Origin of the sequence: Pseudomonas alkylphenolica, from assembly GCF_000746525.1 — a bacterium.
GTDB lineage: Bacteria > Pseudomonadota > Gammaproteobacteria > Pseudomonadales > Pseudomonadaceae > Aquipseudomonas > Aquipseudomonas alkylphenolica.
The window spans coordinates 4,719,419-4,739,051 of the sequence record NZ_CP009048.1 but is presented as its reverse complement, the minus strand read 5'-3'; the positions used below and the strand labels follow the sequence as shown (position 1 = coordinate 4,739,051).

Annotated in this window: 17 protein-coding genes; 4 read left to right on the top strand and 13 right to left on the bottom strand. The window is 61.0% G+C overall.

Going from position 1 to position 19,633, the window contains the following annotated elements; translation table 11 throughout:
- Positions 1 to 10 precede the first annotated feature (10 nt).
- The 7 genes from PSAKL28_RS21705 to PSAKL28_RS21675 all read right to left on the bottom strand — a co-directional run bounded on the left by PSAKL28_RS21705 (position 11) and on the right by PSAKL28_RS21675 (position 9,743).
- Positions 11 to 940, bottom strand: coding sequence for an ABC transporter permease subunit (locus PSAKL28_RS21705; protein ID WP_038614462.1), 930 nt, complete (start codon positions 938 to 940; stop codon positions 11 to 13).
- Positions 941 to 950: 10 nt separating this feature from the next.
- Positions 951 to 1,961 carry an ABC transporter permease subunit gene (locus PSAKL28_RS21700; protein WP_038614460.1) on the bottom strand — a complete coding sequence of 337 codons (1,011 nt, stop codon included), beginning with the start codon at positions 1,959 to 1,961 and terminating at the stop codon, positions 951 to 953.
- Between the two features lie 74 nt (positions 1,962 to 2,035).
- Positions 2,036 to 3,631 (bottom strand): ABC transporter substrate-binding protein, encoded by a 1,596-nt coding sequence (locus PSAKL28_RS21695; RefSeq protein ID WP_038614458.1) that lies wholly within the window; start codon positions 3,629 to 3,631, stop codon positions 2,036 to 2,038.
- A gap of 75 nt (positions 3,632 to 3,706) precedes the next feature.
- Positions 3,707 to 5,032, bottom strand: coding sequence for an OprD family porin (locus PSAKL28_RS21690; protein WP_051939517.1), 1,326 nt, complete (start codon positions 5,030 to 5,032; stop codon positions 3,707 to 3,709).
- 220 nt (positions 5,033 to 5,252) lie between these two features.
- Positions 5,253 to 6,845, bottom strand: coding sequence for an ABC transporter substrate-binding protein (locus PSAKL28_RS21685; protein ID WP_038614453.1), 1,593 nt, complete (start codon positions 6,843 to 6,845; stop codon positions 5,253 to 5,255).
- Between the two features lie 251 nt (positions 6,846 to 7,096).
- Positions 7,097 to 8,722 carry an ABC transporter substrate-binding protein gene (locus PSAKL28_RS21680; protein WP_038614450.1) on the bottom strand — a complete coding sequence of 542 codons (1,626 nt, stop codon included), beginning with the start codon at positions 8,720 to 8,722 and terminating at the stop codon, positions 7,097 to 7,099.
- 310 nt (positions 8,723 to 9,032) lie between these two features.
- Positions 9,033 to 9,743 carry an SIMPL domain-containing protein gene (locus tag PSAKL28_RS21675; protein ID WP_038614448.1) on the bottom strand — a complete coding sequence of 237 codons (711 nt, stop codon included), beginning with the start codon at positions 9,741 to 9,743 and terminating at the stop codon, positions 9,033 to 9,035.
- A 202-nt stretch (positions 9,744 to 9,945) separates the two neighbouring features.
- Between PSAKL28_RS21675 and PSAKL28_RS21670 the strand changes: the two genes are divergently transcribed.
- The 4 genes from PSAKL28_RS21670 (at position 9,946) to PSAKL28_RS21655 (ending at position 14,301) form a co-directional block, all read left to right on the top strand.
- Complete coding sequence (locus tag PSAKL28_RS21670; RefSeq protein WP_038614446.1) at positions 9,946 to 11,202, top strand: ATP-binding protein; 1,257 nt, start codon at positions 9,946 to 9,948, stop codon at positions 11,200 to 11,202.
- Entirely contained in the window at positions 11,202 to 11,762 is a 561-nt protein-coding gene (locus tag PSAKL28_RS21665; protein ID WP_038614443.1) for a response regulator transcription factor, read from the top strand. Before PSAKL28_RS21670 ends, PSAKL28_RS21665 begins: the two co-directional genes overlap by 1 nt.
- 172 nt (positions 11,763 to 11,934) lie before the next feature.
- The gene (locus tag PSAKL28_RS21660; protein ID WP_038614441.1) at positions 11,935 to 12,876 is read left to right on the top strand and encodes an AEC family transporter; all 942 of its coding nucleotides are present in this window, start codon (positions 11,935 to 11,937) and stop codon (positions 12,874 to 12,876) included.
- A gap of 51 nt (positions 12,877 to 12,927) precedes the next feature.
- Complete coding sequence (locus PSAKL28_RS21655) at positions 12,928 to 14,301, top strand: amino acid permease (protein ID WP_038614439.1); 1,374 nt, start codon at positions 12,928 to 12,930, stop codon at positions 14,299 to 14,301.
- A gap of 22 nt (positions 14,302 to 14,323) precedes the next feature.
- Here the strand turns inward: PSAKL28_RS21655 and PSAKL28_RS21650 are convergent, their stop codons facing one another.
- From PSAKL28_RS21650 to gatC, 6 genes are all read right to left on the bottom strand, one after another.
- Positions 14,324 to 14,701 carry a carboxymuconolactone decarboxylase family protein gene (locus PSAKL28_RS21650; protein ID WP_038614437.1) on the bottom strand — a complete coding sequence of 126 codons (378 nt, stop codon included), beginning with the start codon at positions 14,699 to 14,701 and terminating at the stop codon, positions 14,324 to 14,326.
- A gap of 10 nt (positions 14,702 to 14,711) precedes the next feature.
- Positions 14,712 to 15,755: a calcium/sodium antiporter gene (locus PSAKL28_RS21645; protein WP_084589133.1), complete on the bottom strand. Its 1,044-nt coding sequence runs from the start codon at positions 15,753 to 15,755 to the stop codon at positions 14,712 to 14,714.
- Positions 15,756 to 15,817: 62 nt separating this feature from the next.
- A complete protein-coding gene (locus PSAKL28_RS21640) occupies positions 15,818 to 16,189 on the bottom strand; it encodes a septal ring lytic transglycosylase RlpA family protein (protein ID WP_038614435.1) in 372 nt (123 codons plus the stop codon).
- Between the two features lie 101 nt (positions 16,190 to 16,290).
- The gene (gene gatB, locus PSAKL28_RS21635) at positions 16,291 to 17,736 is read right to left on the bottom strand and encodes an Asp-tRNA(Asn)/Glu-tRNA(Gln) amidotransferase subunit GatB (RefSeq protein WP_038614433.1); all 1,446 of its coding nucleotides are present in this window, start codon (positions 17,734 to 17,736) and stop codon (positions 16,291 to 16,293) included.
- Positions 17,737 to 17,747: 11 nt separating this feature from the next.
- A complete protein-coding gene (gene gatA, locus PSAKL28_RS21630; RefSeq protein WP_038614431.1) occupies positions 17,748 to 19,199 on the bottom strand; it encodes an Asp-tRNA(Asn)/Glu-tRNA(Gln) amidotransferase subunit GatA in 1,452 nt (483 codons plus the stop codon).
- A gap of 16 nt (positions 19,200 to 19,215) precedes the next feature.
- Complete coding sequence (gene gatC / locus PSAKL28_RS21625; protein ID WP_038614429.1) at positions 19,216 to 19,503, bottom strand: Asp-tRNA(Asn)/Glu-tRNA(Gln) amidotransferase subunit GatC; 288 nt, start codon at positions 19,501 to 19,503, stop codon at positions 19,216 to 19,218.
- Positions 19,504 to 19,633: the final 130 nt, after the last annotated feature.

Here is a 19,633-nt window from a genome sequence, read left to right as displayed (position 1 = left end):
GGCGATCTCCTCAGGCGGCATTCTTGAGTTTCGGGTCCAGCGCATCGCGCAGTCCGTCACCCATCAGGTTGATTGCCAGCACGCTGAGCAAAATGGTCAGACCCGGCAGGCTCACTACCCACCAGGCGCGTTCGATGTAGTCGCGGGCCGAGGCCAGCATGGTGCCCCACTCCGGGGTCGGCGGCTGCACACCCAGGCCAAGGAAGCCCAGGGCCGCGGCATCGAGAATCGCCGAGGAGAAACTCAAGGTCGCCTGGACGATCAGTGGCGCCATGCAGTTGGGCAGCACGGTGACGAACATCAGCCGCGGCAGGCTGGCACCGGCCAGGCGTGCGGCAGTGACGTAGTCACGGTTCAGTTCACCCATCACCGCAGCGCGGGTCAGACGTACATAGGACGGCAGCGACACGATGGCAATGGCGATTACTGTGTTGATCAGGCCTGGGCCGAGGATGGCGACGATGGCCACCGCCAGCAGCAACGATGGCAGCGCCAGCATCACGTCCATCAGGCGCATGATCGACGGGCCGAGGATACGCGGGAAGAACCCGGCCAGCAGGCCGAGGAAGATCCCCGGAATCAGCGAGATCACCACCGACGACAGGCCGATCAGCAACGACAGGCGCGAGCCCTGGATCAGGCGCGAGAGCAGGTCGCGGCCCAGTTCGTCGGTGCCGAGAATGAACTGCCAGTTACCGCCTTCGAGCCACACCGGTGGGGTCAGCAGGAAGTCACGGTATTGCTCGCTGGGGTTGTGTGGCGCCACCCAGGGCGCGAACAGCGCGCAGAACACGATCAGGCTCATGAACATCAGCCCGGCGACCGCGCCTTTGTTGCGCGAAAAAGCCTGCCAGAACTCCTTGTAGGGCGAGGGGTAGAGCAGGCTCTGGTCGACAGCGGTGGCCGGGGTGGTGACAGATTTTGCAAGTGGGGTATTCATGACTAGGCCCTCAGCGCTGATGACGGATGCGTGGGTTGGCCAGGCCGTAGAGGATATCCACGACGAAGTTGACCAGGATCACCAGGCAGGCAATCAACAGGATGCCGTTCTGTACCACGGGGTAATCACGGGCGCCGATGGCTTCGATCAGCCATTTGCCGATGCCCGGCCAGGAAAAGATGGTTTCGGTCAGCACCGCGCCGGCCAGCAAGGTGCCGACCTGCAGGCCGAATACGGTGAGGACCGGGATCAAGGCATTGCGCAGACCATGCACGAACACTACCCGCGCAGGCGACAGGCCTTTGGCCCGGGCGGTGCGGATGTAGTCTTCGCGCAGCACTTCGAGCATTGACGAGCGGGTCATCCGGGCGATCACCGCCAGTGGAATGGTACCGAGGACGATGGCCGGCAGAATCAGGTGCATCAGGGCGTCCTTGAAGGCGCCTTCTTCATCGCTGAGCAGGGTGTCGATGAGCATGAAGCCGGTTTTCGGCTCAATGTCGTACAGCAGGTCGATGCGCCCGGAAACCGGGGTCCAGCCCAGGCTTACGGAGAAGAACATGATCAGGATCAGGCCCCACCAGAAGATCGGCATCGAATAGCCGGCCAGAGAAATGCCCATGACGCCATGATCGAACAATGATCCGCGCTTGAGGGCGGCAATTACCCCGGCCAGCAGGCCGATCACCCCGGCGAAAAACAACGCCGCGATGGCCAGTTCCAGGGTCGCCGGGAACAGCGCGAGGAACTCGGTCCAGACGCTTTCGCGGGTACGCAGCGATTCGCCAAGGTCACCCTGAGCGAGCTTGCCGATATAGTCCAGGTATTGCGCTGGCAGCGGCTTGTTCAAGCCGAGGCGCTCCATGGCCTGGGCGTGCATCTCGGGGTCCACCCGGCGCTCACCCATCATGACTTCCACCGGGTCACCGGGTATCAGCCGTATGAGTGCGAACGTCAGCAAGGTGATGCCGAAAAAGGTCGGGATCAGTAATCCCAGGCGCCGGGCAATAAAACTAAACATCTTCTGGTGTACCTCATCAGCCGCTCAGGCATGTCCGCCAGCACCCGGGTAGGGCGCCGGCGGCCGTTCTTGTTCTACTTCACCTGGGTAGTGGCGAAGTTGTTATTGGTGAGGGGGTTGATGTGGTACCCCTCAACGTTGTTGCGCATGGCGGTGAACATCTTCGGATGCGCCATGCTGATCCACGGTTGGTCTTCATCGTACACCGCCAGCGCCTTTACATAGAGCGCTGCGCGCTCATCCGTGTCGGTTACCTTGCGGGCGTCGTCGATCAACGTCTGGAATTTCTGGTTGCACCAGCGGGCATAGTTCTCGCCGCTTTTCACTGCATCGCAGCTGAGCAGCGGGGTGAGGAAGTTGTCCGGGTCGCCGTTGTCACCGGCCCAGCCGGTAGACACCATGTCGGGCTCGCCCTTCTTGGCCCGGCGCAGCATTTCGGCCCATTCCATCACGCGGATGTCGACTTTCAGGCCGATCTTGGCCAGGTCGGCCTGGAGCATCTGGGCGCTCAACTGCGGGTTGGGGTTGGTCGGGCCACCGCCGTTGCGGGTGAACAGGGTCAGCACCGCTCCCTCCGGTACCCCGGCTTCCTTGAGCAGGGCGCGGGCCTTGTCGAGGTCGCGGGGCGGGTTCTGGTTGGCGGTGTTGTAGCCCATCAGGGTCGGTGGGTAGGGATTGACGCCGACCAGTGCATTACCCTTGCCGAACAACTGGTCGACGTGGGTCTGGCGGTCGAAGGCCATGTTGATGGCTTTGCGCACACGCACGTCGCTCAGGTATTTGTGCTCGGTGTTGAGCGAGATGTAACCGGTGGTCAGGGCTTCCATCTCGGCGACTTTCAGCTTGGGGTCGTTCTTGATGCTGGGGATGTCGTCGGGCTTGGGATACAGCGCCACCTGGCATTCGTTGGCCTTGAGCTTCTGCAGGCGCACATTGTTGTCGCTGGCGATGGCGAAGATCAGCGCATCGGCCGGTGGCTTGCCACGGAAGTAGTCGGGGTTGGGCTTGTAGCGGACCTGGGCGTCCTTGACGTAGCGCTGGAAAATGAACGGGCCGGTGCCGATCGGCTTGCTGTTGAGTTCGGCGGTCTTGTTGGTCTTGAGCAGCTGATCGCCGTACTCGGCGGAATAGATCGAGGTGAAGGCCATGGCCAGGTCAGGCAGGAACGGCGCTTCCGGGCGGGTGAGAGTGAAGACCACGGTGTGATCGTCGGTTTTCTCGACGCTCTTGAGCAGGTCCTTGAAACCCATGCTCTCGAAATACGGGAAGCCAATGCTGGTCTTGTTGTGCCACGGGTGGTTCGGGTCGAGCTGGCGTCGGAAACTCCACAGCACGTCGTCGGCATTCATCTCGCGGGTCGGCGTGAAGTAGTCGGTGCTGTGGAACTTCACCCCTTTGCGCAGATGGAAGGTGTAGGTCAGGCCGTCGTCGCTGATCTCCCAGCGTTCGGCCAGGGCCGGCTGGATGGTAGTGGTGCCGGGCTTGAAGTCTACCAGGCGGTTGAACACGGTTTCGGCCGATGCGTCGGCGGTTACCGCGGTGGTGTACTGGACGATATCGAAGCCTTCCGGGCTGGCCTCGGTACACACCACCAGCGGCTTGGCCGCCAGGCCCGCCGCGGTGCTCAACAGGATGGCTGCCAGGGCAGCCTGAAGCGGTAGCAATTTCATGAAACCTCCCTGCTATCAATTAAGCCAGCGTAGTCGCCACGACCGGTTCGGTGAACCGGCCGCGACAACTGACGCTTAGAGAATGTTGAATGGAATGGTGGTCACGATACGCAGCTCGTCCAGGCTGCCGTCACCCTGGTTCTTGCTGGCGCGGTGCGCGGTGTAGGTGGCGCGGATGGTGGTGTCCTTGAGTGAGCCGCTTTGTACCGCGTAAGTGGTACCGATACCCCACTCATAGTGGTTCTCGTCGTCCAGCTTCTTCACGTCATAGCCGGTGCCGGTGTAGTGGGTGCCGTCGATACCCCAGCCACGGGCGTTGTACAGGTTGAACTTGAGGCCGGGTACGCCGTACTGGGCCATGTTCAGTACATAGGCGATCTGCATCGATTTCTCGTTCGGGCCGTTGAAGTCCGAAAGCAGGGAGTTGGCCAGGTAGATCGCATTGGTGTCGTGCAGGTAATCGAAGTATTCGTTACCGTTGACCTGCTGGTAGGAGAAGCTCAGGTTGTGCGCCTGGTGCGTCAGGCCGAACGACAGACTGTAGGTGTCGTTGTCGATCTCACCGAGTTGGCTTTTGCCTTCATCTTTGGTCTTGTAGTAGTTCAAGCCGGTGGTAAGGCTCAATACCGAACTATCGCCCAGCACGTGGTTGGCACCGAAATAGTACTGGTTCCACAAGTCTTCGACGTTGGACACGTAGAAGCTGGTATTCAAACTCTTCAGTGGCTGGTAGTTCACACCGGCGATATTGACGTGATCGGCCTCAAAGGCGCGATCACCGTACTCGGCGACAAATTTGCTGGTGCCTTGTTCGGTCCGCTGTGAAAGCCGGTCGAAAGTGCCGATATCGAAGGCCAGGTTGTCGAATTCTTCGCTGCGGATGGTCACGCCCTCGAAGCTCGACGGCAAGGCACGGTTGCCGATGTAGGCGATGACCGGGGTGTCGATGGACTGGCGACCGGCGGTCAAGGTGGTGTTGGAGACGCGGGCCTTGACGTTGGCCAGGCCCATCTTGCTCCATTGGCCGATGACGTCACCGTCACTGTGGGTCAGGGTACGGTTGTTCGGTCCGGCCACCGCTGCGCGGCCCTGCTCGAGGGCGATGGCGTTGTAGGCAGCGACTTCGGTGGCGAAACCGATGGCACCCTCGGTGAAGCCCGAGCTGTAGTTGAGGATGGTGCCTTGCACCCAGTTGTCGCGGCTGTGTGTGTCGTGGCGAGTGCCGTCGCTTTTGTAGTACTTCCATAGCGGTGCACGGGTGGCGCGTTCGCGGGCATACCAGTTGCGGGTCGAGCCGGACAGGCTCTGGCCTTCGATAAAGCCTTTGGCTTCACTCTGGGCGCTGGTGGATTTGACGCTGACCGGAACAAAGTCCTGGCTCACGGGTTCGGCCTGGGCCATGGCTGACAGGCCACTCAAGGACAATGCCAGTACTGCGGTTTTGGTTGGTCTCAAGGTAAAGCTCCCTTTCTTTTCTTTTTTTAGTTGCCGCCTGGCCTTGTGAGCCGGGCGTCTTTCTGGGTGGAACAAGGGTTGCAAACGTTTGCACGACGACAATCGGGCATATTCAGGCTGCAAGCGCCCGCGGGAGTGGGTTGCACTCCCTTGGGCGTTGCAGGGGTTAATCGAGGCTTACGCCAGAAAAGACGTTGCGCCCGAAGGGGCTTACCTTGAAGTCCTCGACCTTGGCACTGAGCGGCTGGTTGACCGTCGAGTGGGCGATCGGGGTAATTGGCACCTGCTGCTTGAGGCGCTGCTGGGCCTGTTGATAAAGCACGCTGCGCTGCTCACGGTCGGTGATGGTCTTGGCTTTCTTGACCAGCGCGTCGTATTGCGGGTCGCACCACATGGAGTAGTTGTTGCTGCCGATGGCGTCGCAGCTGTACAGCGTGCCCAGCCAGTTGTCCGGGTCGCCGTTGTCGCCGGTCCAGCCGATCAGCGAGATATCGTGTTCGCCGTCCTTGGTGCGCTTGAGGTATTCGCCCCATTCGTAGCTGACGATCTTCACCTTCAACCCGACCTTGCCCCAGTCGGCCTGAAGCATCTCGGCCATCAGTTTGGCGTTGGGGTTGTAGGGGCGTTGCACGGGCATGGCCCAGAGGGTGATTTCAGTGCCTTCCTTGACCCCGGCAGCCTTGAGCAACTCGCGGGCCTTGTCCGGGTTGTAGCCGGCGTCCTTGATGCTTTCGTCATAGGACCACTGGGTCGGCGGCATGCTGCCCACCGCCAGTTGTCCGGCCTGTTGGTACACCGCCTTGACGATGGCCGGTTTGTTCACCGCCATGTCCATCGCCTGGCGTACTTCAAGCTGGTCGAAGGGTTTGTGCCGGACGTTGTAAGCGATGTAGCCAAGGTTGAAACCGGGCTTTTCGATAACCTGCAACTGCGGGTCATTCTTCAGCGCATCGAGGTCGGCCGGGCGTGGATGCAGGGTGATCTGGCACTCGTTCTTGCGCAGCTTCTGGATACGCACCGAAGGGTCGATGTTGATCGAAAAGATCAGCTGGTCGAGCTTGACCTGAGCCGGGTCCCAGTAGTCCTTGTTGCCGCGATAGCGGATCTGCGAGTCCTTCTGGTAACGCTGGAACACGAACGGGCCGGTACCGATCGGTTTCTGGTTGATGTCGCTGGGGCGTCCGGAGGTCATCAACTGGTGGGCGTACTCGGCTGAAAGGATGGCGGCGAAACTCATCGCCAGGTTCTGCACGAATGCGGCGTCAACGCTGTTGAGGGTGAACACCACGGTCATCGGCGCGGTCTTCTCGACCCGGGCAATGTTCTTGTCCAGGCTCATGCCGACGAAGTAGGGGAACTCGGTGGGGTAGGCCTTGCGAAACGGGTGCTCCCTGTCGAGCATTCGATTGAAGGTGAACAGCACGTCGTCGGCGTTCATCTCCCGGCTGGGGGTGAAGTCCTTGTTGCTGTGAAACTTGACCCCTTCACGCAGGTGGAAGGTGTAGGTCAGGCCGTCAGCGGACACTTCCCAGCTTTTGGCCAGGGCCGGTTTGACCGCAGTGGCGCCGCGTTCGAATTCGACCAGGCGATTGTAGATCGGCTCGGCGGCGTCGTTGTCGGTGGCGCTGGTGTACTGGGCGGTGTCGAAACCACCGGGGCTGCCCTCGGAGCAGAACACCAGGTTCTTGGCCAGGCTCACGGGGGCCTGAGCGAGCAGGCCGAGGCCCAGTAGTGCTGCAAAAATTGGCGTATGGCGCATGACGATCCTTGATTTCTTGTTGTTTTGAGCGGTCCATGGCGCACAGCGGTACGCATCGCGCCGACTACGACACTGCCTTGACGGTAGAGCCGTCACGGCGTTGTCGATAGGTGCGATTACGCAACGATGTGTAGGAGGTGTCCGAAAGGGCGTGCGACGTTTCCATGTCGATGCGCTAGCGGCTGACCTGCCAGGCCATCAGGTTAAGGTCCCGGACGCCATGTGGTGTCCGGGACCAGCGCTGGCGGCTGCTATTTGGTCACGCTTACCCCATAGAAGGAGTTCAAGCCGAACGGACTGATTTTGAAGTCCTGTACGGTGCTGCGCATGGGTTGATACACCGTCGAGTGGGCGATCGGTGTCATCGGCACCTGGTCTTTGAGGCGGTGCTGGGCCTGCTTGTACAGCTCGGTACGCTTGGCCTGGTCGGAGGTGGCCTTGGCCTGCTTGATCAGGTCGTCGTAGGGCTTGTCGCACCATTTGGAGAAGTTGTTACCGGCGATGGCATCGCAACCGAACAGGGTGCCGAGCCAGTTGTCCGGGTCACCGTTGTCACCGCTCCAGCCAATCAGCATGGCGCCGTTCTCGCCACCTTTGGAGCGCTTGATGTACTCACCCCACTCGTAGCTGACGATCTTGGCGTTGATGCCGATCTTCTTCCAGTCGGACTGGAGCATCTCGGCCATCAGCTTGGCGTTGGGGTTATACGGGCGTTGCACCGGCATGGCCCAGAGGGTGATCTCGGTACCTTCCTTGACCCCGGCTTCCTTGAGCAGTTGCTTGGCCTTTTCCGGGTCGAACGGTGCGTCCTTGATCGTGGTGTCGTAGGACCATTGGGTCGGCGGCATGGCGTTGACCGCCAGCTGACCGGCGCCCTGGTACACCGATTTGATGATTTCAGGCTTGTTCACCGCCATGTCCAGGGCCTGACGGACCTTGAGCTGAGCCATCGGGTTGGCTTCGTTGCTGCCCTTGATCTTGTCCATCACGTTGTAGGCGATGTAACCGAGGTTGAAGCCGGCCTGGTCGGGCATCTTCAGGTTCGGGTCAGCCTTGAGCGGCTCGATGTCGGCCGGGCGTGGGAACAGGGTGACCTGGCACTCGTTTTTCTTCAGCTTCTGCATGCGCACCGAGGCGTCGGTGGTGATGGCGAAGATCAGGTTGTCGATCTTCACATCATCGGGCTGCCAGTATTCCTTGTTGCCCTTGAAGCGGATCTGCGCGTCTTTCTGGTATTTGCTGAACACGAACGGCCCGGTGCCGATCGGCTTCTGGTTGATGTCGGCGGGCTTGCCTTGCTTGAGCAACTGATCGGCATATTCGGCCGACTGGATCGAGGCGAAGCTCATGGCCAGGTTCTGGATGAATGCGGCATCGACGCCATTGAGGGTGAACTTGACCGTGTGATCGTCGAGCTTCTCCACCTTGGCGATGTTCTTGTCCATGCCCATGTCGGTGAAGTATGGGAATTCAGTCGGGTAGGCCTTACGGAACGGCATGTCCTTGTCGAGCATGCGATTGAAGGTGAACAGGACGTCGTCGGCGTTGAATTCGCGAGTCGGCTTGAAGAAGTCGGTGGTGTGGAACTTGACCCCTTCACGCAGGTGGAAGGTGTAGGTCAGGCCGTCATCGGAAATGTCCCAGCTGGTGGCCAGGCCCGGAATCACAGCAGTACCGCCGCGCTCGAACTGGCTCAGGCGGTTGAAGACAGTCTCGGCTGAGGCATCGAAGTCGGTTCCGGTGGTGTACTGGCCCGGGTCGAAGCCAGCGGGGCTGCCTTCGGAGCAGAACACCAGGTTAGTCGCCGCGAGGGCAGAAGGTGCGCCGGCAAGCAAGCCTGCGCCGACTAGAAACGGAATGACCGCGTGTTTGAGCATGGTGGCCTCATTGTTGTCATTTTTGATTTGAGGGGGCCTTGTGAGCCGTCCTGCGGATACTTATGCAGGGCCCATACCCAATGCAACACTCAAAGGGATGTGTGACAACAAACAGTGGGACGAACGTACAGGAATGTCGCATCCGTATAATTTTTTACGGAGTTGATCGTTTGCGAGGGGTATTTCAGTATGTTTCGGGGACGTTGCGCTTCAATCTGGTCACGCCTGGCACCAAAATGGTGCGGCGAGTTGCTACGCGTAACAAGCGTCGTGGCAGCCGCAGCTGCCACGAATCTGCACAACAGTAACGTTACATCTGTACTTCGATGGTACCGTCGGCGCTGAGGCTGACCTGGCTGGTGCCGGCTTCGATATCCGGCGCAGGCGCAGCGTCTTCGGCCATGCCGGCTTTCATCATCATAGGTGCGCTTCGCGCGTAAGGGTGCGGGTAGCCGCTGCTGTTGAGGTTGAGGTTGACCACTTTGTAGCTTTTGCCACCCAGGGCTTCAGTGGCCAGCTGGGCGCGGGTCTTGAAGGCATTGACGGCGTCCTTGAGCAGTTCGTCCTCGCTGGTTTTGCGTGTGGCCGGGGCAATGGAAAAGTCCATGCCGCCCATTTTCAGGTCCTGCAGCAAGGTCCCGGTGAGTTTCGACAAGGCCGGGAAGTCGGCACTTTCCAGGCGCAGTTCGGCGCGTTCACGCCAACCGGTGATCTTCTGACCCTTGTTGTCATAGATCGGGTAGCTGTTGCGGCTGCCCTGGCTGATTTTCACTTCCTTGACCTCGCGGGCCTGTTGCACGGCCTTGTTCATGGTCTCGGTGATTTCCTTGGCCAGCTTGCCCGGATCGGTGTTCTGCGCTTCGCTGTACAGGGTCACGATCATCAGGTCGCGCGCCACTTCCTTGCTGACTTCGGCACGCAGCGAGATCTGGTTGTAGCGTGGTTCTTCTGCCAGCGCGGGCAGGCTGGCGAACAGGCTGGTGGCCATGACGAGGGCGGCGCTGCGGCGGGTGTTAAGCATGTATGACTCCTTGAAAATGAGGCGTGGACGCTGTGAAATCCATTCCACGCAGGCCCATGTGACTCGCAGGAGTGTAGTGAGGTTCAAAAAGGCCATCATTGTTATGTAAAAAAGTGTGGCGCTTTGCCGCATGCCTGCAGAGCAGAGCACAGCTTCGGTATACTCGCCACGATTCGCCCTGGAGCACTCATCAGGAGAGCTCATGCTCGCCCCCGTACAACTGCTGTCCGCAACCCGTCAGAACCTCTGGCGCCTGACCTTCATCCGCATTCTGGTATTGGCCGCCCAGGCCGGCTCGGTGGGCGTTGCCTACTGGACCGAACTGCTGCCGCTGCCGTGGCTGTCACTGGTGATCACCCTGGGGCTGTCGAGCCTGCTGTGTGCGTTCACTGCCTTGCGCCTGCGCCTGTCATTGCCGGTCACTGAGCTGGAGTATGCGTTCCAGCTGGCCTGTGACCTGCTGATCCACAGTGCCTTGCTGTATTACTCCGGGGGCTCGACCAACCCCTTCGTTTCCTATTACCTGGTGCCGCTGGCGATTGCCGCGGTGACCTTGCCCTGGGTCTATTCACTGGTCCTCTCGGGCATCGCCCTGGCGGCTTACAGTTTGCTGCTGGTGCAGTTCTACCCGTTGGAGACCTTCCCCATGGCGCGGGAGAAAATGCAGGTCTACGGCATGTGGTTGAGTATTGCCCTGGCGGCGGCGGTGATCACCTTCTTTGCGGCGAAAATGGCCGAAGAACTGCGCCGTCAGGAGCAGCTGCGTGCCGAACGGCGCGAAGAGGGGCTGCGCGACGAACAGTTACTGGCGGTCGCGACCCAGGCCGCTGGTGCTGCCCATGAACTGGGTACGCCGTTGGCGACCATGAGCGTGCTGATCAAGGAAATGCGCCAGGACCACCACGATCCGCTGCTGCAGGAAGACCTGGCGGTGCTGCAGGACCAGGTCAAGCTGTGCAAGGAAACCTTGCAGAATCTGGTGCGGGCCGCCGAAGCCAACCGGCGCATGGCAGTGGAAGATCAGGAGGTCACGGCCTGGCTGGATGAAGCCCTGAACCGCTGGCACCTGATGCGTCCTGAAGCCAGCTACCGTTTCCAGCGCCTGGGGCAGGGCAGCGTGCCGCGCCTGGCTCCACCGCCTGATCTGACCCAGGCCCTGCTGAATCTGTTGAACAATGCAGCCGATGCCTTTCCGGACGATCTGGAAGTGCGCCTGGACTGGGATGCACAAGATATGGTGATCAGCATCCGTGACCATGGTCCTGGTGTGCCGGCGGCCATTGCTGAATCGATTGGCAAACCCTTTTTTACCACCAAGGGTAAAGGCTTCGGCCTGGGCCTGTTCTTGAGCAAGGCCAGCGTGACCCGTGCTGGCGGCTCGGTAAAACTCTATAGTCATGAGGAAGGCGGTACGCTCACCGAGCTGCGCCTGCCGCGTGACGCGCGAGGAGATGTGTGATGAGTGATGAAATCCAGGTTGAAGGCGAAGAGCTCCCGCACCTGTTGCTGGTAGATGATGACGCCACCTTTACCCGCGTCATGGCCCGGGCCATGAGCCGCCGTGGTTTTCGCGTGAGTACGGCGGGGTCCGCTGAAGAGGGATTGTTGCTGGCTCAACAGGATGTGCCGGACTACGCCACCCTCGACCTGAAGATGGATGGTGACTCGGGCCTGGTGTTGTTGCCCAAGCTGCTCGAGCTCGACCCGGAAATGCGCGTAGTGATCCTCACCGGTTACTCAAGCATCGCCACCGCCGTGGAAGCCATCAAGCGCGGTGCCTGCAACTACCTGTGCAAACCGGCCGATGCCGATGACGTATTGGCCGCGTTGCTGTCCGAGCATGCTGACCTCGACAGCCTGGTACCGGAGAACCCGATGTCGGTCGACCGCCTGCAGTGGGAGCACATCCAGCGGGTGCTGACCGAGCACGAAGGCAACATCTCCGCTACAGCCCGTGCGCTGGGCATGCACCGGCGTACTTTGCAGCGCAAATTGCAGAAGCGCCCGGTTCGCCGCTGAGGGACTCGGTGGGAGCGGGCTTGACCCGCGATTGCGGTTTTTCAGTCACATCGCATCGCGGGGCAAGCCCGCTCCCACCGGGGATGGCAATTACAACCAGCGGGATAGACCCACGATTGTCGTTGTCGGCGTATCATTAGCCCCCTAACGACAGCCAACGGGACCGCCCTGCATGCTCGCCCTTTTTCTTCAGACGCTGAACATCACGGCACCGGTGTTTGCCATGTTGTTCATGGGCGTGCTGCTCAAACGCATCAACGCGATCAACGACGGCTTCATCCATACCGCTTCGGCGCTGGTGTTCAACGTCTGCATGCCGGCGTTGCTGTTCCTGGGGATCTATCACGCCGATCTGACGTCTGCCGTGCAACCGGGGCTGTTGCTCTACTTCGCCATTGCCACCCTGATCGGCTTTGGCCTGGCCTGGGGCCTGGCGATCTGGCGCTGTCCACGGCAAGACCGCGGGATCTATACCCAGGGCGCGTTTCGTGGCAACAACGGGGTGATTGGCCTGGCGCTGGCCGCCAGCATGTATGGCGACTACGGCATCTCGCTGGGGGCGATCCTCGCCGGCCTGGTGATCCTGCTCTACAACTCGTTGTCGGTTGTGGTGCTGGCGGTGTACAGCCCCAGCGCCAAGTCCGACCCCTGGAGTATCTGCAAGAGCATTCTGCGCAACCCGCTGATTATCAGCGTGCTGCTGGCGGCGGCGCTGGCCTATGGGCAGGTGGCCTTGCCGAACTGGCTGCTGACTTCCGGCGACTATCTGGCGCAGATGACGCTGCCGCTGGCGCTGATCTGTATTGGTGGCACCCTGTCGCTCGCCTCGTTGCGCCAGAGTGGCGGACTGGCCGTCAGTGTCAGCCTGCTGAAAATGGTCTGGCTGCCGTTGTTCGCTACCCTTGGCGCCTTTGTCTGTGGTTTTCGCGGGGCCGAGCTGGGTATCTTGTTTCTTTACTTCGGCAGCCCGACGGCGGCGGCCAGCTATGTCATGGCCAGGTCCAGCAATGGCAACCACGAGTTGGCGGCGGCAATCATCGTCATAACCACCCTGATGGCCGCCATTACCACCAATATCGGCATCTTTTTCTTGCAGTGGGGCGGCTGGATCTAGATTCTGTAAGAAAATAATTCCAACACTGCCTCTTACCTTCGAGGACACTTCATGCAAGACGAGATCACCCCAGAGCGGTTACACCGCGGGCTGAAAAATCGCCATATCCAGTTGATTGCGCTGGGTGGCGCGATTGGCACCGGTCTGTTCCTCGGTATTGCCCAGACCATCCAGCTGGCCGGCCCGTCCGTGCTGCTGGGTTACGCCATTGCCGGTCTGATTGCCTTTTTCATCATGCGCCAGTTGGGTGAAATGGTGGTTGAAGAGCCGGTGTCCGGTACCTTCAGTCACTTTGCCCACAGCTATTGGAGCGAGTTCGCCGGGTTCATGTCCGGCTGGAACTACTGGGTGCTTTATGTGCTGGTCGGCATGGCTGAGCTGACGGCGGTGGGCATCTACATCAAGTATTGGTGGCCAGACTTCCCGACCTGGGCGACGGCGGCGATATTCTTCGTGGTGATCAACCTGATCAATCTCAGTCAGGTGAAAGTCTACGGCGAAATGGAGTTCTGGTTTGCCCTGATCAAGGTGGTGGCCATCGTCAGCATGATCGCCTTTGGTGGCTACCTGCTGATCAGCGGTAACGGTGGGCCGGATGCCAGCGTGGCCAACCTGTGGCAATACGGCGGCTTCTTTCCCAATGGCATCAGCGGCCTGATGATGGCGCTGGCGGTGATCATGTTTTCCTTTGGTGGCCTGGAACTGGTGGGGATCACCGCCGCCGAAGCCGACAACCCCAAGTACAGCATTCCGCGCGCCACCAATCAGGTGATCTACCGCATCCTGATTTTCTACATCGGCGCCCTGGCAGTGCTGCTGTCGCTGTATCCGTGGCAGAAAGTGGTGCAGGGCGGCAGCCCGTTCGTGATGATCTTCCATGCCCTGGACAGCAACCTGGTGGCCACCATCCTCAACCTGGTGGTGCTGACGGCGGCATTGTCGGTTTACAACAGCTGCGTGTACTGCAACAGCCGCATGCTCTTCGGCCTGGCCGTACAGGGTGATGCGCCCAAGCGTCTGCTCAAGGTCAACGACCGCGGTGTACCGCTGGCGGCGCTGGGAATCTCGGCGCTGGCGACCGGACTGTGCGTGCTGATCAACTACCTGATGCCGGCCGAAGCCTTCGGCCTGTTGATGGCGCTGGTGGTGTCGTCGCTGGTAATCAACTGGGGCATCATCAGCATTACCCACCTGAAGTTCCGTCGTGCCAAGCAAGCGGCTGGCGAGACGACGTTCTACAAAAGCTGGGGCTACCCGCTGACCAACTATGTCTGCCTGGCCTTCCTCGCGCTGATTCTGGTCATCATGTACCTGACGCCGGGCATCCGCATTTCGGTGCTGTTGATCCCCGTGTGGCTGGCCGTGCTGGGCGTGGCTTACTGGCTGAAGAAAAAGGGCCACAAGGCCGCCGTCGCTGCCGACTGACGGCCCGTGCGCAAGTGATCGATCAGCCTTGCTGGTAGCTGTCGATCACTTCCTGGGCCGCGCGAAACGCGTCAATGGCCGCAGGGACGCCGGCGTACACCGCGCAATGCAATAGCGCTTCGCGAATCTCTTCGACACTGCAGCCATTGTTCAAGGCGCCACGGACGTGGCCCTTGAGCTCCTGTGGGCACTTGAGCGCGGTCAGTGCGGCCAGGGTAATCAGGCTGCGGGTTTTCAGCGGCAAGCCTTCACGGCTCCAGACACTGCCCCAGGCATGTTCATTGACGAAGTCCTGCAGCGGCTGAGTGAACTCGGTGGCATTGCCCAGTGCGCGATCGACAAACGCATCGCCCATGACCTGGCGGCGGACCTGTTCGCCGGTTTTGGTGGTGTCGCCCATATTGTTTTCCTTAGTGTTGGCGGCGCCAGGCGCGCAGGGTCGTATACAGCAGCAACGCCCCGAGCACTGGCAGTGCATAGAACAGCATCAGTTTTTCCAGGCGGGTGGCCAACGGCATGCCGGTGGTGAAGGCCACCACATGCAGACCATAAGCCAGGTACAAGCCAAGAAACACCAGACCTTCGGCGCGGGTTATCCGGTAGCCGGAGTAGAACACCGGCAGGCTCAAGGCGGCGACACCGAGCATTACCGGCAGGTCAAAATCCAGGGCGTTGGGCGAGATCGACAGCGGCTCTGGCGCCACCAGCGCAGTCAAGCCAAGCACGGCCAGCAAGTTGAAGAGATTGCTGCCGATGACGTTGCCCACGGCGATTTCACGTTCGCCGCGCAGGGCAGCAATCAGCGAGGTGGCCAGTTCCGGCAACGAGGTACAGACCGCGACCACGGTCAGGCCGATGACCCGTTCAGACAGGCCCAGGTCAACCGCCACCTCGACTGCGGCCTCAAGTAACAGGTGTCCTGCCAGACTCAACAAGCCCAATCCGGACAGCATCAGCAGCAGGCTGGTAATCCAGAATCCGCTGCCTTGTTGCGGTCGTGGGCCGGGGGCAGGGAAGGTACGGGCATAGTGACGTGACTGGTGCCAGAGGATTGCCAGGTAGGCGAGCAATCCAAGCAGCAGCAGTGCGCCTTCAAGGCGCCCGAGTAGCTCGTTGAATGCCAGCAGGTAGACAAGCAGGCTGGCGCCGATCATTACCGGGATGTCCAGGCGTACCAACTGGCGTGAAACGCGCAAAGGAATGATCAATGCGGCGAGGCCCAACGTGACCAGGATGTTGAAAATGTTGCTGCCAATCACGCTGCCGACTGCCACATCCGGAGCGCCGGTGTAGGCCGCTTGCAGGCTGACGGTCAGCTGCGGCGCACTGCTGCCGAAGGCCACCAGGCTCAAGCCGATGATCAGCGGACGGACCTGCAGGCTGGACGCCACGCGCAGGGCGGAGCGCACCAATAGCTCGGCGCCGCTGACGAGCAGCAGCAAGCCAAAAGCCAGTTGCAGCAGGCTGAAGGTGGGTAAGGCGGCCAGGTCGAAAATGGTCGTGCTCCGTTGCAGGGTCAGTCGCTGAGACTTTGTACCCGTACGCGCGCCGTTCCGCTACGGATCATGCCGAGTTTTTCTGCTGCAGCACGGGACAGGTCAATCAATCGGCCGCGGGTGTGCGGACCACGGTCGTTGATGCGCACCACCACGCTACGGTCATTGTTCAGGTTGGTGACTTTGACCCGGGTGCCGAAGGGCAGGCTACGGTGGGCAGCGGTCATGGCATTTTGATTGAAGGGCTCGCCACTGGCGGTGCGTTTGCCGTGGTGACGGGAGCCGTAATAGGAGGCGGTGCCGGATTTGTCGTAACCGCGAGGATCGATATCGTGACTGGCGCAGCCGGCCAGCAGGGTAAAGAGCGCGAGTGCGCTGAGGGGACGCCACATGGGGGTAGATGCTCCGTGGGGTGGCTATCGCGGGGCAAGCCCGCTCCCACAGAGATTGTCTGTGGGAGCGGGCTTGCCCCGCGATAAGCAGGCGACGCGAATTACCCTTCGAGCTTGCTCTTGAGCAATTGGTTCACTTGCTGCGGGTTGGCCTTGCCCTTGGAGGCTTTCATGGCCTGGCCGACAAAGAAGCCGAACATCTTGCCGCGCTTGGCTTCATCGGCGGCGCGGTACTGCTCGACCTGCTCGGCGTTGGCCGCGAGCATCTCATCCAGCACCTTCTCGATCGCACCCGTGTCAGTCACCTGTTTGAGGCCTTCGGCCTCGATGATCTGGTCGGCATCGCCTTCACCGGCTGCCATCTTCTCGAACACCACCTTGGCGATCTTGCCGCTGATGGTGTTGTCGAGGATGCGCTGCAGCATGCCGCCCAGTTGGGCAGCGGTCACCGGTGCCTGATCGATTTCCAGGCCCAGCTTGTTGAGCAGGCTGCCCAGTTCGACCATGACCCAGTTGGCGGCCAGTTTGGCATCGCCACACACCGCAACCACTTGTTCGAAGTAGTCGGCTTGTTCACGGCTCGAAGCCAGCACGTTGGCGTCATAGGCCGACAGGCCGAACTGGCTCTGGAAGCGCTCGCGCTTCTGCGGTGGCAGCTCCGGCAGGGTGGTGCGGATGGTGTCGAGATAAGCGCCTTCGATCACCACTGGCAGCAGGTCCGGATCGGGGAAGTAACGGTAGTCGTTGGCTTCCTCTTTGCTGCGCATCGAGCGCGTCTCGTCCTTGTTCGGGTCGTACAGGCGAGTTTCCTGAACAACCTTGCCGCCGTCTTCGATCAGCTCGATCTGACGCTGAATTTCAGTGTTGATCGCGCGCTCGATGAAGCGGAACGAGTTGACGTTCTTGATCTCGCAGCGGGTACCGAACTCGACCTGGCCTTTTGGTCGCACCGAGACGTTGCAGTCGCAACGCAGCGAGCCTTCGGCCATGTTGCCGTCGCAGATGCCCAGGTAACGCACCAGGGCGTGGATCGCCTTGACGTAGGCCACGGCTTCCTTGGCGTTGCGCATGTCCGGCTCGGAAACGATTTCCAGCAGCGGCGTGCCGGCACGGTTCAGGTCGATCCCGGTGGAACCGCTGAAGTCTTCGTGCAGGCTCTTGCCGGCATCTTCTTCCAGGTGTGCACGGGTGATACCGACGCGTTTGACCGTGCCGTCTTCGAGGGCGATGTCCAGGTGGCCCTTGCCGACGATCGGCAGTTCCATCTGGCTGATCTGGTAACCCTTGGGCAGGTCGGGATAGAAGTAGTTCTTGCGCGCGAACACGTTGTGCTGGCCGATCTCGGCGTCAATCGCCAGACCGAACATGCAGGCCATGCGCACCGCTTCCTGGTTGAGCACCGGCAGTACGCCGGGCATGCCCAGATCGATCAGGCTGGCCTGGGTGTTCGGCTCGGAACCGAACGTGGTGGCGCTGCCGGAGAAAATCTTCGACTGGGTGGCGAGCTGGGTGTGAATCTCCAGCCCGATGACAACTTCCCATTGCATGTGGTGATCCCTCAGAAGCCGGTAGGTGCGCGGGTGTGCCAATCAGTCACTTGCTGATAGCGGTGCGCGACGTTGAGCAGGCGGCCTTCCTGGAAATACGGGGCGAGCAGCTGCACGCCAACCGGCAGACCATCGACAAAACCGGCCGGCATCGACAGCCCTGGCAGGCCAGCGAGGTTGGCGGTAATGGTGTAGACGTCTTCCAGGTATTCCGCGACCGGGTCGTTGTTCTTGGCGCCGATCTTCCAGGCCAGGTTTGGCGTGGTCGGGCCGAGAATCACGTCGACCTCGTTGAAGGCGGCCATGAAGTCGTTCTTGATCAGGCGGCGGATCTTCTGCGCCTGCAGGTAGTAGGCGTCGTAGTAACCGGCCGAGAGGGCGTAGGCGCCGACCATGATCCGGCGTTGTACTTCGATACCGAAGCCTTCGCCGCGGGAGCGCTTGTACAGGTCGGTGAGATCGACCGGGTTCTCGCAGCGGTAGCCGAAGCGCACGCCATCAAAGCGCGACAGGTTCGACGAGGCTTCCGCCGGGGCGATCACGTAGTAGGCCGGAATCGCGTGCTGCATGTTCGGCAGGCTGATTTCCTTGACTACGGCACCGAGCTTTTCCAGCTCTTTGACGCTGGCCTGGACCAGGTCGGCAATACGAGGGTCGAGGCCGGCACCGAAGTATTCCTTCGGCAGGCCGATGCGCAGGCCTTCCAGCGAATTGTTCAGGCTGGCGCTGTAATCCGGCACCGGCTCATCGATGCAGGTGGAGTCCTTGGCGTCGAAACCGGCCATGCCTTGCAGCAGCAGTGCGCAGTCTTCGGCGGTGCGGGCGAGCGGGCCGCCTTGGTCGAGGCTCGAGGCGTAGGCAATCATGCCCCAGCGCGAAACCCGGCCATACGTCGGTTTCAGCCCGGTCAGGCTGGTCAGCGCCGCTGGCTGGCGGATCGAGCCGCCGGTGTCGGTGGCAGTGGCCGCTGGCAGCAGGCGCGCCGCAACGGCCGCCGCCGAGCCACCGGACGAACCGCCCGGTACGTGCTCAAGGTTCCACGGGTTCTTCACCGGGCCGTAGTGGCTGGATTCGTTGGCAGAACCCATGGCGAATTCGTCCATGTTGGTCTTGCCCAGGGTCACCGTGCCGGCTTCGGCCAGCTTGCTGACCACGGTGGCATCGTACGGCGCCTTGAAGTTGTCGAGCATCTTCGAGCCGCAGCTGGTGCGGATGCCCTGGGTGCAGAACAGGTCCTTGTGGGCGATTGGCGCGCCGAGCAGGGGACCGTTCTCACCGGCGGCGCGACGGGCGTCGGCGGCGCGGGCCTGGCTGATGGCCAGCTCTTCGGTGACGCTGATGAAACTGTTGAGTTGCGGGTCGAGCTGGTTGATCCGCGCCAGCAGGGTGCGGGTCAGCTCTTCGGAAGAAAACTTTTTGTCGGCGAGTCCGCGGGCGATCTCGGCCAGGGTCAGTTGATGCATGGCAGGCTCTATTCCCTTACTCGATGACTTTCGGAACCAGGTACAGGCCGTTCTCCGTCGCCGGGGCGATGGCCTGGTAGCTGTCTCGATGGTTACTTTCTGTTACCACGTCGGCGCGCAAGCGCTGGTTGGCTTCCAGCGGGTGCGCCAGTGGCTCGATGCCAGTGGTGTCGACGGCTTGCATCTGGTCGACCAGTCCCAGAATACTGTTCAGGGCATCGGTAGTGCGTGGCAGATCGGCTTCATTCAGGCCCAGTCGGGCCAGATGGGCGATCTTTTCCACGTCGCAGCGTTCAAGCGCCATGGGGATCTCCTGGGGAAACAAAAAACGGATTTGGTCCGCGATGAGGAACATGCTGGCAGATTTACGGTCATAAGGCCGCGATTGTGTGCTGGCTTGCTCGGAAAAACTGCCAATTTAACATATTGGCGCC

Bases quoted from the DNA above. Each gene is read 5' to 3' on its own strand.
- gatB (WP_038614433.1), bottom strand. From the start codon at position 17,736: ATGCAATGGGAAGTTGTCATCGGGCTGGAGATTCACACCCAGCTCGCC.
- PSAKL28_RS21670 (WP_038614446.1), top strand. From the start codon at position 9,946: ATGCTCGCCCCCGTACAACTGCTGTCCGCAACCCGTCAGAACCTCTGG.
- PSAKL28_RS21655 (WP_038614439.1), top strand. From the start codon at position 12,928: ATGCAAGACGAGATCACCCCAGAGCGGTTACACCGCGGGCTGAAAAAT.
- PSAKL28_RS21640 (WP_038614435.1), bottom strand. From the start codon at position 16,189: ATGTGGCGTCCCCTCAGCGCACTCGCGCTCTTTACCCTGCTGGCCGGC.
- PSAKL28_RS21695 (WP_038614458.1), bottom strand. From the start codon at position 3,631: ATGAAATTGCTACCGCTTCAGGCTGCCCTGGCAGCCATCCTGTTGAGC.
- PSAKL28_RS21660 (WP_038614441.1), top strand. From the start codon at position 11,935: ATGCTCGCCCTTTTTCTTCAGACGCTGAACATCACGGCACCGGTGTTT.
- PSAKL28_RS21665 (WP_038614443.1), top strand. From the start codon at position 11,202: ATGAGTGATGAAATCCAGGTTGAAGGCGAAGAGCTCCCGCACCTGTTG.
- PSAKL28_RS21700 (WP_038614460.1), bottom strand. From the start codon at position 1,961: ATGTTTAGTTTTATTGCCCGGCGCCTGGGATTACTGATCCCGACCTTT.
- PSAKL28_RS21680 (WP_038614450.1), bottom strand. From the start codon at position 8,722: ATGCTCAAACACGCGGTCATTCCGTTTCTAGTCGGCGCAGGCTTGCTT.
- gatC (WP_038614429.1), bottom strand. From the start codon at position 19,503: ATGGCGCTTGAACGCTGCGACGTGGAAAAGATCGCCCATCTGGCCCGA.
- PSAKL28_RS21650 (WP_038614437.1), bottom strand. From the start codon at position 14,701: ATGGGCGACACCACCAAAACCGGCGAACAGGTCCGCCGCCAGGTCATG.
- gatA (WP_038614431.1), bottom strand. From the start codon at position 19,199: ATGCATCAACTGACCCTGGCCGAGATCGCCCGCGGACTCGCCGACAAA.
- PSAKL28_RS21690 (WP_051939517.1), bottom strand. From the start codon at position 5,032: ATGGCCCAGGCCGAACCCGTGAGCCAGGACTTTGTTCCGGTCAGCGTC.
- PSAKL28_RS21675 (WP_038614448.1), bottom strand. From the start codon at position 9,743: ATGCTTAACACCCGCCGCAGCGCCGCCCTCGTCATGGCCACCAGCCTG.
- PSAKL28_RS21685 (WP_038614453.1), bottom strand. From the start codon at position 6,845: ATGCGCCATACGCCAATTTTTGCAGCACTACTGGGCCTCGGCCTGCTC.
- PSAKL28_RS21705 (WP_038614462.1), bottom strand. From the start codon at position 940: ATGAATACCCCACTTGCAAAATCTGTCACCACCCCGGCCACCGCTGTC.